The sequence below is a fragment of the Pseudomonas sp. FG6 genome, from assembly GCF_057809015.1.
On sequence record NZ_JBMDJD010000013.1, the window covers coordinates 98,846 to 111,326 of the forward strand.

At 61.9% G+C, this 12,481-nt stretch carries 12 protein-coding genes; 4 read left to right on the plus strand and 8 right to left on the minus strand.

The window, feature by feature from the left end; genetic code table 11:
• Nucleotides 1-46: 46 nt before the first annotated feature.
• From ACODSJ_RS11025 to dadA, 6 genes are all read right to left on the minus strand, one after another.
• Nucleotides 47-1,972, minus strand: coding sequence for an acetyl-CoA hydrolase/transferase C-terminal domain-containing protein (locus ACODSJ_RS11025; RefSeq protein WP_489101750.1), 1,926 nt, complete (start codon nt 1,970-1,972; stop codon nt 47-49).
• Nucleotides 1,973-2,106: 134 nt separating this feature from the next.
• On the minus strand, nt 2,107-2,520 hold the full coding sequence (locus ACODSJ_RS11030) for a c-type cytochrome (RefSeq protein ID WP_489101790.1): 414 nt from the start codon (nt 2,518-2,520) through the stop codon (nt 2,107-2,109).
• Nucleotides 2,521-2,702: 182 nt separating this feature from the next.
• Complete coding sequence (locus ACODSJ_RS11035) at nt 2,703-3,251, minus strand: cupin domain-containing protein (RefSeq protein WP_053148616.1); 549 nt, start codon at nt 3,249-3,251, stop codon at nt 2,703-2,705.
• Between the two features lie 128 nt (nt 3,252-3,379).
• Nucleotides 3,380-4,453, minus strand: a complete 1,074-nt coding sequence (gene alr, locus ACODSJ_RS11040; protein WP_489101751.1) for an alanine racemase — start codon at nt 4,451-4,453, stop codon at nt 3,380-3,382.
• Between the two features lie 112 nt (nt 4,454-4,565).
• Complete coding sequence (locus tag ACODSJ_RS11045) at nt 4,566-4,919, minus strand: RidA family protein (RefSeq protein WP_489101752.1); 354 nt, start codon at nt 4,917-4,919, stop codon at nt 4,566-4,568.
• A complete protein-coding gene (gene dadA / locus ACODSJ_RS11050; protein ID WP_489101753.1) occupies nt 4,891-6,195 on the minus strand; it encodes a D-amino acid dehydrogenase in 1,305 nt (434 codons plus the stop codon). The genes ACODSJ_RS11045 and dadA overlap by 29 nt, the downstream gene beginning before the upstream one ends.
• A gap of 155 nt (nt 6,196-6,350) precedes the next feature.
• On the opposite strand from dadA, the gene ACODSJ_RS11055 reads away from it, so the two are divergent.
• Nucleotides 6,351-6,839: an Lrp/AsnC ligand binding domain-containing protein gene (locus ACODSJ_RS11055; RefSeq protein WP_003206849.1), complete on the plus strand. Its 489-nt coding sequence runs from the start codon at nt 6,351-6,353 to the stop codon at nt 6,837-6,839.
• A gap of 148 nt (nt 6,840-6,987) precedes the next feature.
• Here ACODSJ_RS11055 and ACODSJ_RS11060 read toward each other — a convergent pair whose 3' ends face one another.
• Entirely contained in the window at nt 6,988-7,341 is a 354-nt protein-coding gene (locus ACODSJ_RS11060; RefSeq protein ID WP_489101754.1) for a YkgJ family cysteine cluster protein, read from the minus strand.
• Nucleotides 7,342-7,486: 145 nt separating this feature from the next.
• Between ACODSJ_RS11060 and ACODSJ_RS11065 the strand changes: the two genes are divergently transcribed.
• Nucleotides 7,487-8,800: an NAD(P)/FAD-dependent oxidoreductase gene (locus tag ACODSJ_RS11065; protein ID WP_489101755.1), complete on the plus strand. Its 1,314-nt coding sequence runs from the start codon at nt 7,487-7,489 to the stop codon at nt 8,798-8,800.
• A gap of 114 nt (nt 8,801-8,914) precedes the next feature.
• On the opposite strand, the gene ACODSJ_RS11070 is transcribed toward ACODSJ_RS11065, so the two are convergent.
• Nucleotides 8,915-9,160 carry a DUF1127 domain-containing protein gene (locus ACODSJ_RS11070; RefSeq protein ID WP_489101756.1) on the minus strand — a complete coding sequence of 82 codons (246 nt, stop codon included), beginning with the start codon at nt 9,158-9,160 and terminating at the stop codon, nt 8,915-8,917.
• Between the two features lie 179 nt (nt 9,161-9,339).
• Between ACODSJ_RS11070 and ACODSJ_RS11075 the strand changes: the two genes are divergently transcribed.
• Both ACODSJ_RS11075 and ACODSJ_RS11080 read left to right on the plus strand, forming a co-directional pair.
• Nucleotides 9,340-10,773: an aminotransferase-like domain-containing protein gene (locus ACODSJ_RS11075; RefSeq protein WP_489101757.1), complete on the plus strand. Its 1,434-nt coding sequence runs from the start codon at nt 9,340-9,342 to the stop codon at nt 10,771-10,773.
• A gap of 61 nt (nt 10,774-10,834) precedes the next feature.
• Nucleotides 10,835-12,400 (plus strand): phospholipase D family protein, encoded by a 1,566-nt coding sequence (locus ACODSJ_RS11080; RefSeq protein WP_489101758.1) that lies wholly within the window; start codon nt 10,835-10,837, stop codon nt 12,398-12,400.
• The last annotated feature ends 81 nt before the right edge of the window (nt 12,401-12,481 follow it).

A 12,481-nucleotide genomic window follows, 5' to 3' on the forward strand; every position in this document is an offset into this window, starting at 1 on the left:
TCTCCTTGTGGAAGCGAGCCCGCTCCCACAAGGGTTGTGTGTCAGATCATTGGATCGCAGTCGCCTGAAGCCCCGCCAGCAACAGCCGCTGGAACAACTCCTCCTTCAACCCTTCAGGGCTGGCCAACTGCATCCGCTCCAGGTGCGCGGCGAACGCCGCAGGTTCCGGTGCATCGAGCGCGGCCTTGCCCAATTCCAGGATCTCGGTGAGCTTGAACTTGCTCTTGAGCCAGTTCAGCGCCCGCAACAAGTCCCGCTCTACTCCATCGAAATCGCAGCCCAGCGGGTATTCGGGAAACAGGTTCGGATGCCGCGCCTGGATCGCCTGCAAACGCTCCGATGTGTTATCGGCGAAGCGCGGATCCAGGCAGAAATCCCGAGGCAACTTGCCGGCACTTTTCGCCTGCTCGATCAAGCCTGGCTGGAAGCGCGAGTCACTGATGTTCAGCAACGCCTCGATCACCGCCGCATCGGTCTTGCCGCGCAGGTCGGCGATGCCGTATTCGGTCACCACGATGTCGCGCAGGTGTCGGGGAATCGTGCAATGGCCATACTCCCAGACGATGTTCGAACTGATTTCGCCCCCCGCCTCACGCCAGCTGCGCAACAGCAGGATCGACCGCCCGCCCTCCAGCGCATGGCCCTGGGCAACGAAGTTGTACTGCCCGCCCACGCCGCTGAGCACCCGCCCGTCTTCCAGCTGATCCGCCACCCCGGCGCCCAGCAGGGTCATGGTGAACACCGTGTTGACGAACCGCGCATCGAGCCGTTGCAGGCGCTTGAGGCGTTCCTGGCCATACAGTTCGTTGATATAGCTGATGCGGGTCATGTTGAATTCCAGCAGCCGGTCCTGCGGCAACTCGCGCAGGCGCTGGTAGAAACTGCGCGGCCCGAGAAAAAAACCGCCATGCACGCAAATGCCGTCCGCTTGCGCCGCTTCGTCGAGGGTGCCGGCATTCGCCTGCGCCTGGGTCGGCTCGTCGGGGTAGACCTTGCGCCGGACGATGCCGGCCTCCGCTAGCACTAGCAAACCGTTGACGAACATTTCACTGCAACCGTACAGCCCTTTGGCAAACGGCTCGACCCCGCCCTCGCGCTCGATCAGTTGCGCCCACTGGCTGAGGTTCAAGTCCGCCAGCAGCGCCTGGTAACCGGCATTGTCGGCCTGGCGCGCCAACAGCGCCGCCGTCAACGCATCGCCCATGGCGCCGATGCCGATCTGCAACGTGCCGCCGTCGCGCACCAGGGTGCTGGCGTGCAGGCCGATCAGGTGGTCCTGGAAACCCACCGGCATGTTCGGCGTGGAGAACAAGGTGTGGCTGTCTTTCTCGTCGATCAACAGGTCAAAACCGTCGATGCCGATCTCCGCGTCGCCGGGCATGTAGGGCAAGTCGTTGTGCACCTGGCCGACCAAGAGAATGGTCTCCCCCTCCGCCCGCCGCTTGGCGATCATCGGGAGCAGGTCCAGGGTGATGTCCGGGTTGCAGCTCAGGCTCAGGCGGTCCGGGTGCCGTGGGTCGCTCGCCACCAGTTGGGCAATGAGGTTCAGCCCTGCGGCGTTGATGTCCCGAGCCGCATGACTGTAATTGCTGCTGACATAGTTCTGCTGGGCCGACGCACTGTGCAGCAGGCTGCCAGGCTGCATGAAGAACTGCTCGACCCGGATGTTGGCCGGCAGGCTGTCGTGCTGCAGGTCGGCCAGGTAATCCAGCTCAGGGTAGTCGCCGAAAACCCGCTCGATAAACGGTTCAAGAAAGCGCTTCTGCAAGCCATCGCCCAAGTTTGGCCGGCCAAGGCTCAGGGCGGTGTAGATCGTCAACTGCCGCTCGGGCAGTTGTGCGATGCGTCGATACAGCGCGTTGGCAAACAGATTGGGTTTGCCCAACCCCAGGGGCATGCCCAGGTGAATGTGCGCGGGCAGGCGCTCGAGCACCTCATCCACCGCCTGTTCGATTGAGCACAACTGCACCATCCGACCCTCCGGCATATTCCGTGAATGTGGGTAGGACCGAACTTGCCGAGACTTGGTTGCGGTGAACAGCCCTGGAAAAAGCGTAGGCGCAAAAAAGCCGCTCGTAAGCGGCTTTTTCGGGAAACGTTGGCGTATTACAGGCCAGACATCTCTTTGATAGCGCCCTTGAGCTCGTCATCCGAGCAATCGGCGCAGGTGCCTTTAGGCGGCATGGAGTTGATACCGGTAATGGCCTTGGCCAGGATACCGTCGAGGCCGCCTTGGTGGTCGGCGCGATCTTTCCAGGCTGCCTTGTCACCAATTTTTGGTGCGCCCAGCAGGCCAGTACCGTGGCAAGCGTTGCAATGCTTTGCAATAACTTCTTTCGGTGCCTTGGCGCCGCCAGCACCGCCCGCCGCTGCAGCTACTTCCATGCCCTTGCATTCTTTACCCTGAACACAAACCTGGCCGACAGGTTCAAGACGCTTGGCGATTTCGTCGGTCGGCGCCGCTTGAGCGCTGGCTGCCCAAAGGGCCAATACGGTTGCTGGTGCAGCCAGCATTTTCATAATTAGGTTCACGCGTACACCCTCAATGGTGGCTAGTCACGCCTGCGGCCACGGTTTGCAGGCGGGCGCAAGTATAGCGGTAAGCCCGTCACACTGAAACAACCCCAAAGTCGTAAGGGTCTTGTTTGCAGCGACAGTTGATTGCCCGGGCGCCTTTGCCAAACGGGGCGGCGCCGCTTTTTCTAGAAATTGGCCGGCGTGGCTGCGCTGATCAGTCGCGCCGGCGCATCGAACGGATTACGGAAGCGATGTGGCTTGGTGCTTTCGAAATAGTAGCTGTCACCTGCTTCGAGCACGAAGGTCTCGGCCCCCACCACCAGTTCCAGTCGCCCTTCCACCAGGATCCCGGTCTCTTCACCCTCATGGGTGAGCATCTCCTCGCCGGTGTCGGCGCCTGGGGGGTAGATTTCGTTCAGGAACGCGATCGCCCGGCTCGGATGAGCCCTGCCTACCAGTTTCATGGTCACGGCGCCGTCGGAGATGTCGATCAGTTCATTGGCTTTGTAGACGATCTGGGTCGGTTTTTCCTGGAGGATTTCCTCCGAGAAGAACTCGACCATGGACATGGGAATCCCGCCAAGGACCTTGCGCAGCGAGCTGATCGAGGGGCTCACGCTGTTCTTCTCGATCATCGAAATGGTGCTGTTGGTGACGCCCGCGCGCTTGGCGAGTTCACGCTGGGACAGGCCTTTGAGTTTACGAATGGCTTGCAGTCGTTCACCGACGTCCAATGCTGGAGCCTCCAGGGGATCAAGTTGTGTGGAAAGTGAGCGTTATCATGGCGACAGCGTTCAGTATTTACAACACTTTGACCCGCATCCTGTGCGGTGGAACGACTTTCGGTCGGCTGCGTGTCGCCTCAGGCCCCAGCGTAGAGCCGTGGCACCCGGCGCAGGTTGCAGAAAATCTGGTAGGGAATCGTGTCGGCGGATTTCGCCACGTCGCTGGCCAGGACATTCTTGCCCCATAGCTCCACGGTCGAACCGAGTCCGGCCTGGGGGATATTCGTCAAGTCGACACACAGCATGTCCATCGATACCCGCCCGACCAGTTGGCTGGGCTGGCCGTCCACCCGCACGGGCGTGCCGGTCGGTGCCTGGCGTGGGTAACCGTCGGCATACCCCATGGCGACCACCCCGACCCGGGTCGGTTGCGAGGTCACGAAGCGGGCGCCATAGCCTACCGGCTCGCCAGCCGGCAACTCACGCACGCAGATGATCTTCGACTCCAGGGTCATCACCGGTTGCAGGCGCGAGGCCAAGGCGTTGGGCTCGTCGAAAGGCGTGGCACCGTACAGCATGATGCCCGGCCGCACCCAATCGCTCGGTATCTGTGGCCAGCCCAGGACCGCCGGGGAGTTGCGCAGGCTGATTTGCGCCGCCAGGCCTTGGCGGGCCGCTTCGAACACGGCCAGTTGCTGGTTGCTGCTGGGATCGTGCAGTTCATCGGCCCGGGCAAAATGGCTCATCAGGACAATTTTCGCCACCTTGCCACTCGCCAGCAGGCGACGGTAGGCCGCCTGGTAGTCCGCGGGATGCAGCCCGACGCGATGCATCCCCGAATCGAGCTTGAGCCAGACGTTGATCGGCTTGCTCAGCGTCGCCCGCTCGATGGCTTCGAGCTGCCACAACGAATGCACCACGCACCAGAAATCATGCTCGACGATCAGCGCCAGCTCGTTGGCTTCGAAGAAACCTTCCAGCAACAGCACCGGCCCGCGAATGCCGGCGGCCCGCAGCTCCAGGGCTTCTTCGATGCACGCAACGGCAAAGCCGTCCGCCGTGTCCTGCAAAGCCTCGGCGCAACGCACCGCGCCGTGTCCATAGGCGTCGGCCTTGATCACCGCAAGGGCCTTGGCCCCCGTGACTTCACGGGCCAATTGGTAGTTGTGACGCAGGGCTTGAAGATCGATCAGGGCACGGGCGGGACGCATGGCGGCAGGCTTCTAGGCGGTCAATGATAAAAAAACCGGTGCTGACTGACGGCTTGCACCACCAACAGCACCGGGAGAGGGATCTTTTTCAAAGCATCAAAGCATCAAAGCATCAAGGCAACGCGGCCACGACGGACAGCTCTATCAGAATGTCCGGTTCGCACAGTTTGGCCTGCACGGTGGCGCGGGCCGGGGCGACGCCTTTGGGCAACCACTTGTCCCAGACCGCGTTCATGCCCTCGAAATGGGCCTCGATGTCCTTCAGGTAGATCGTGACCGACAACAGGCGATTCTTGTCGGTACCGGCCAGGTCGAGCAGGCGTTCGATGTTGGCCAGGGTTTCGCGGGTCTGCTGTTCGATACCGGCGCTCATGTCGTCGCCGACCTGTCCAGCCAGATAGACGGTGCCGTTGTGCACGACCACCTGGCTCATGCGGTCATTGGTGAGCTGGCGCTGGATTGACATGTTTCGCAGACTCCTGGTGTTTGCTGCCATAACGGGAAATATCGAGGCCTTCGGCGCTGATCTGCGGCTTTTTCTTCGCCATCAGATCCGCCAGCAAGCGACCGGAACCACACGCCATGGTCCAACCGAGCGTGCCGTGGCCGGTGTTCAAGAACAGGTTCTTGAACGGCGTGGCCCCCACGATCGGCGTACCGTCCGGGGTGGTCGGGCGCAAGCCGGTCCAGAAACTGGCCTGGGCCAGATCACCGCCCCGAGGATAAAGGTCGTTGACGATCATCTCCAGGGTTTCACGCCGACGCGGGTTAAGGGACAGGTCAAAACCGGCGATTTCGGCCATGCCCCCCACGCGAATGCGGTTGTCGAAGCGAGTGATCGCCACCTTGTAGGTTTCATCGAGGATAGTCGAGGTAGGCGCCATGGCCGGGTCGGTGATCGGCACGGTCAGGGAATAGCCTTTGAGCGGATAGACCGGCGCACGGATCCCGAGGGGCTTGAGCAGTTGCGGCGAATAGCTGCCCAGCGCAAGGACGTAGCGGTCGGCGGTTTCCAGCTTGCCATCGATCCACACGCCGTTGACGCGATCACCGGCAAAATCCAGGCGCTCGATATTCTGGTCGAAGCGGAACTGCACACCGAGCTTGGTGGCCATTTCTGCCAGGCGCGTGGTGAACATCTGGCAGTCACCCGTCTGGTCGTTGGGCAGGCGCAAGGCACCGGCCAGGATGCCCGTCACGCTGGCCAGGGCCGGTTCGACCCGAGCGATGCCTTCGCGATCGAGCACTTCGAACGGCACACCCGACTCTTTCAGCACCGCGATGTCTTTTGCCGCGCCGTCGAGTTGCGCCTGGGTGCGGAACAACTGTGTGGTCCCCAGGCTGCGGCCTTCGTAGGCGATACCGGTTTCGGCACGCAACTCGTCGAGGCAGTCACGGCTGTATTCGGACAAGCGCACCATGCGTTCCTTGTTGACGGCATAGCGACTGGCCGTGCAATTGCGCAGCATCTGCGCCATCCACAAGTACTGATCGATGTTGGCGGTGGCCTTGATGGCCAATGGCGCGTGACGCTGCAACAACCACTTGATGGCTTTGAGCGGTACGCCCGGCGCAGCCCAAGGCGAGGCATACCCCGGCGAAACCTGCCCGGCGTTGGCGAAACTGGTTTCCATGGCAGGTGCCGGCTGACGATCGACCACCACCACCTCAAACCCGGCCCTGGCCAGGTAATAAGCACTGACGGTACCGATGACGCCGCTACCCAAGACCAGAACACGCATGTTGTTGCCCTCACCGCGGCGAACCGCTGACGTTTGTTGTACAAAACCGTAATGAGCGCAGTGTAAAAAAGATTAGCCAGTGCTTTTCACTATATAAGTGCTTATATTTGGCGAGAATTCTCGGCGAAAACCCTTTTCATGGAGGCGCATCACCTGTGCGTACCAACACCCAGACCAAACGCGAACTGGACAAGATCGACCGCAACATCCTGCGCATCCTCCAGGCGGACGGGCGGATTTCCTTCACGGAGCTGGGGGAAAAGGTCGGTCTCTCGACCACGCCTTGCACCGAGCGGGTACGCCGCCTGGAGCGCGAGGGGATCATCATGGGCTATAACGCCCGACTCAACCCGCAGCATTTGAAGGGAAGTCTGCTGGTATTTGTCGAGATCAGCCTCGATTACAAGTCCGGCGACACGTTCGAGGAATTTCGCCGCGCCGTGCTGAAATTGCCCCATGTGCTGGAATGCCACCTGGTGTCGGGGGACTTCGATTACCTGGTGAAGGCGCGGATTTCCGAGATGGCGTCGTACCGCAAGCTGTTGGGGGACATCCTGCTCAAGCTGCCCCATGTGCGCGAATCCAAGAGCTACATCGTGATGGAGGAAGTGAAGGAGAGCCTGAACCTGCCGATTCCGGATTGAGCCGGGCTTCAGGTGGTGGTCGTCTGGCAAGCCGCTTTCGCGAGCAGGCTCGCTCCCACAAGGGATCTGTGCTGCTCACAAAAAACTGCCACTGGCCTGTGTGGGAGTGGGCTTGCTCGCGAAGGCCGCGACTCAGTCCCCGCCGCTGTCAGACCAGGACTTGGCGATTGGCGGCCATGTATTCATGAATCTGCTTCTCGACCCGCGGATGGATCAGTTCCACCGGCCGCCGTCCATTGGGACAGGGCAAGGTCGCCGTGGTGCCGAACAGCCGACAGATCAGCGGTCGCTCGTCGTAGACCGTGCAACCGTTCGGCCCCAGGTGAACGCAGTCGAGCGCGTCCATGGCCGCGTCTTGCTCGGCGCGGGTCTTGCGGGGCAAGCGGGCCATTTCCTCGGGTGAAGTGGTCACCGGCCCACAGCAGTCATGGCAGCCGGGGACGCACTCGAACGAGGGAATCTGTTGGCGCAGCGTGCGGATTTTCTGACTGTTGCAACTCATCGGGGCGGTTTACCAAAGCAGGATTGCCGGGAGTTTGCCTCAAAAGCCTTACGCCAGACAGGGCCAACCGACCGCTGTTGCCCATGGATGAATCGCCAGCTTATTCTCGTAAAATTTCTCAAACACAATAATCAGGATTACGCACATGAACGCCCGTGTTCAGCAACCTGTCTCCAGCCACGCGCATGCAGCCTCCTATTACGCCGCTAGCAGCCTGCCGCAACCGGACCATCCGGTGCTGGATGGCGAGCAGGTGGCGGATGTCTGCGTGGTGGGCGGTGGCTTCTCCGGGCTGAACACGGCGATCGAGCTGGCCGAGCGTGGCATGAGTGTGGTGCTGCTCGAAGCCCACAAGATCGGCTGGGGCGCCAGCGGGCGTAACGGCGGCCAATTGATTCGCGGCGTCGGCCATGGCCTCGAGCAGTTCGCGCCGATCATCGGCAACGAAGGCGTGCGGCAGATGAAACTCATGGGGCTGGAGGCCGTGGAAATCGTCCGCCAGCGCGTCGAACGCTTCCAGATCCCGTGCGACCTCACCTGGGGCTACTGCGACCTCGCCAACAAGCCCAGCGACCTGGAAGGCTTCGCCGAAGATGCCGAAGAGCTGCGCAGCCTCGGTTATCGTCACCAGACGCGGTTACTGCAAGCCCATGAAGTGCACAGCGTCGTAGGATCGGACCGTTACGTCGGTGGGTTGATCGACATGGGCTCGGGGCATTTGCACCCGCTCAACCTGGCCCTGGGCGAAGCTGCCGCCGCACAGCAACTGGGGGTCCGGCTGTTCGAGCGATCAGCGGTGACGCGCATCGACTACGGCCCGCAAGTCACGGTGCACACCCAACAGGGCTCGGTACGGGCCAAGACCCTGGTCCTGGGCTGCAACGCCTACCTCAATGGGCTCAACCCGCAACTCGGCGGAAAAGTGCTGCCGGCGGGCAGCTATATCATCGCCACCGAGCCCTTGAGCCAGGCTCAGGCCCAGGCTTTGCTGCCGCAGAACATGGCGGTCTGCGACCAACGGGTGGCACTGGATTACTACCGGCTTTCGGCGGATCGACGCTTGCTGTTCGGCGGAGCTTGCCACTATTCGGGCCGCGATCCGCAGGACATTGGCGCCTACATGCGTCCGAAAATGCTCAAGGTCTTCCCGCAACTGGCGGAGGTGAAAATCGATTATCAGTGGGGCGGGATGATTGGCATCGGCGCCAACCGCCTGCCCCAGATCGGTCGGCTCCAGGACCAACCCAATGTGTATTACGCCCAAGCCTATTCCGGGCATGGCGTGAACGCTACGCACCTGGCTGGCAAGCTGCTGGCCGAGGCCATCAGCGGCCAGCACAGTGGCGGCTTCGATCTGTTCGCCCAGGTTCCGCACATGACCTTTCCTGGCGGTAAGCACCTGCGTTCGCCGCTGTTGGCGCTGGGGATGTTGTGGCATCGGTTCAAAGAGTTGATTTAAAGAGCCTCATCGCCCCTGACAACGCTATCGCGGGCAAGCCTTGCTCCCACAGGCCGCTTTCAGTCTGTGGGAACAAGGCTTGCCCGCGACAGCGGTCTCAGGGCCTCCATCGTTTCAAAGCCGCCAGAACGGCCTGAGCCCCTCCTCCAATGCCTCCTTGCGACTCAGCCCGATGTCGCGCAACTGTTCGGGTGTAAGCTCCAACAAGGCCTGGCGTGTATGCAGACGGTGCCAGAACAGGCCCCAGCGTCCCAGACAGGTTGGAGCATTGCGTGGCTTCACGCCCCGCAGCGCTTTTTCCTGTCCTGCCGCCAGTTCCTGACTGTGTAACGTCAGCCGCACATCGCTCAAGCCGTTCATTTTGATCGCTCCTGTTTACTTGGGTAGCCAGAGGTTTCATGATGCGCGGACGGCCAAAAGCGATACAGATTCAACACACCTATTTTATAAGCATACAGACTGGGCTTTTTCAGCACTGAATTGTCTTTTTGCTGCCCATCTGTATCGGTTGCCTTCGTCTACCTCACCGGGAGCGCACCATGACCCTCTACGTGAACCTCGCCGAATTGCTCGGCACCCGCATAGAGCAGGGCTTCTATCGCCCGGGCGACCGGCTGCCGTCAGTGCGTGCATTGAGCACGGAACACGGCGTCAGCCTGAGCACGGTGCAGCAGGCCTATCGCGTGCTGGAGGACAGCGGGCTGGCGATGCCAAAACCCAAATCCGGTTATTTTGTCCCGGCCAGCCGCGAGCTGCCGGACCTGCCGGCGGTGGGCCGTCCGGCCCAGCGCCCCGTGGACATTTCCCAGTGGGACCAGGTGCTGGAGCTGATACGCGCGGTGCCGCGCAAGGACGTGGTGCAACTGGGACGCGGCATGCCAGACATCAATTCGCCGACCATGAAGCCATTGCTGCGCAGCCTGGCGCAGATCAGCCGCCGGCAAGACATGCCCGGCCTGTATTACGACAACATCTACGGCAACCTCGCGTTGCGGGAACAGATCGCCCGCCTGTCGCTGGACTCCGGCTGCCAACTGGGCCCGGGCGACCTGATCATCACCACGGGTTGCCACGAGGCGCTGTCGGTGAGCATTCGCGCCACCTGCGAACAAGGCGATATCGTCGCGGTGGATTCGCCCAGCTTCCACGGTGCCATGCAAACCCTCAAGGGGCTTGGTATGAAGGCGTTGGAGATCCCCACCGACCCGCTGACCGGCATCAGCCTGGAGGCACTGGAACTGGCCCTGGAGCAATGGCCGATCAAGGCCATACAGTTGACGCCAAGCTGCAATAACCCGCTGGGCTACATCATGCCGGAGGCGAACAAGCGCGCCTTGTTGACCCTGGCACAGCGCTTCGACGTGGCAATTATCGAAGACGATGTGTATGGCGAACTGGCCTACACCTATCCACGACCGCGCACGATCAAGTCCTTTGATGATGACGGCCGCGTACTGCTCTGCAGTTCTTTTTCCAAGACCCTGGCACCCGGCCTTCGGATTGGCTGGGTCGCCCCGGGCCGGTACCTGGAACGGGTGCTGCACATGAAATACATCAGCACCGGCTCCACCGCGCCACAACCGCAGCTCGCCATCGCGGAATTCCTCAAAGGCGGGCATTTCGAGCCCCATTTGCGGCGGATGCGCACGCAATACCAGCGCAATCGCGACCTGATGATCGATTGGGTCACCCGCTATTTTCCCCATGGCACCCGGGCCAGTCGTCCCCGGGGCAGCTTCATGCTCTGGGTCGAACTGCCCGACGGCTTCGATACGCTCAAGCTCAATCGGCGCCTGCACGATCAAGGTGTACAGGTGGCCGTCGGCAGCATCTTCTCCGCGTCGGGCAAATACCGTAACTGCCTGCGGATGAACTACGCTGCCAAGCCAACGGCGCAAATTGAAGAAGCCGTACGCAGGGTCGGCGCCGCCGCCATCGCACTGTTGAACGAAACCCAGCACGACACCGTCTGAAGCTTTACGCAGGGAAGCGCACCCGACAGCCGATCCACGCCAACAAGCGGAACGATCCTACGTGAGATCCAGACCGATCCTGCCTGCGTTGCTGCTAGTCGCCTCGTTGCTGGGCGGCTGCGCCAGTCTTGATGTCACGCGCGAGCCCTCGCAGGCGCTGCCGGCCGCCGAATCCTCGTTCGGCCGTTCGGTCCAGGCCCAGGCAGCCCCGCACGAGGGCCGCTCCGGGTTTCGCCTGCTCTCGGACAGCACCGATGCCTTCACCGCCCGGGCCGAGCTGATTCGCAACGCCCAGGGCAGCCTGGACCTGCAGTACTACATCGTTCACGACGGCATCAGCACGCGCATGCTGGTGGATGAACTGCTCAAGGCGGCCGACCGGGGCGTGCGGGTGCGCATCCTGCTGGACGACACCACCAGCGACGGTCAGGACGAAATCATCGCCACCCTCGCCGCGCACCCGCACATCCAGATCCGCCTGTTCAACCCGTTGCACCTGGGACGCGCCACCGGCGTCACCCGCGGCCTTGGGCGCCTGTTCAACCTGTCACTGCAACACCGTCGGATGCACAACAAGCTATGGCTGGCAGATAACAGCATGGCCATCGTCGGAGGTCGCAATCTGGGGGACGAGTACTTCGACGCCGAACCCAACCTGAATTTCACCGACATCGACCTGCTCGGCGTCGGGCCGGTGGCCGAGCAGTTGGGGCACAGCTTCGACCAGTACTGGAACAGCGCCCTGAGCAAACCCATCGAACAATTCCTGTCCCATCGCCCGAGCGCCAAGGCCCTGGAAAACAGCCGCCTGCGCCTGCAAGAGTCGCTGGAGCAGACGCGAAAAGAAAACCACGCGCTCTACCAACAGTTGACCCTCTACAAGACCCAACCGCGCCTGGACATCTGGCGCAGTCAGTTGATCTGGGCCTGGAACCAGGCGATGTGGGATGCGCCCAGCAAGGTCCTGGCCAAGGACGAGCCGGATCCCCAGCTGTTGCTGACCACTCAACTGGCTCCGGAACTGACCGCTGTGAACAGTGAGCTGATCATGATTTCCGCCTACTTCGTCCCGGGCCAGCCAGGTTTGGTGTTCCTGACCAGCCGCGCCGACGCCGGCGTGTCGGTGAGTTTGTTGACCAACTCCCTGGAAGCCACCGATGTGCCCGCCGTACACGGCGGCTATGCGCCGTATCGCAAGGCGCTGCTGCAACACGGCGTGAATCTGTTCGAGCTTCGACGGCAACCGGGACAAAAAGACAGCGACCCACACCTGTTCTATAGCAAGTCCTATGGCGAGTCCGACTCGAGCCTGCACAGCAAGGCGATCATTTTCGACCGACAGAAATCATTCATCGGCTCGTTCAACTTCGACCCGCGCTCCGTGCTGTGGAACACCGAAGTCGGCGTGCTGGTGGACAGCCAGGCACTCGCCGAGCAGGTGCGCGGGCTCGCCTTGCAGGGCATGGCGCCGGCCCTGAGTTACCAGGCCCGACTGGAGGACGAGTCGCTCGTCTGGACCACCGAAGATAACGGCAAGCTGCACGACCTTGACCGCGAACCGGGCAGCTGGTGGCGCAGGTTCAATGCCTGGTTCAGCATGACGATCGGGTTGGAGCGGATGCTTTAGAGGTGAATTGTTTTTGTGGCTTGCCTGCGCTTGGGGGCAACCGCTAAAAGCCGGGACTGCTTCGCAGTCCAGCGGGAGCAA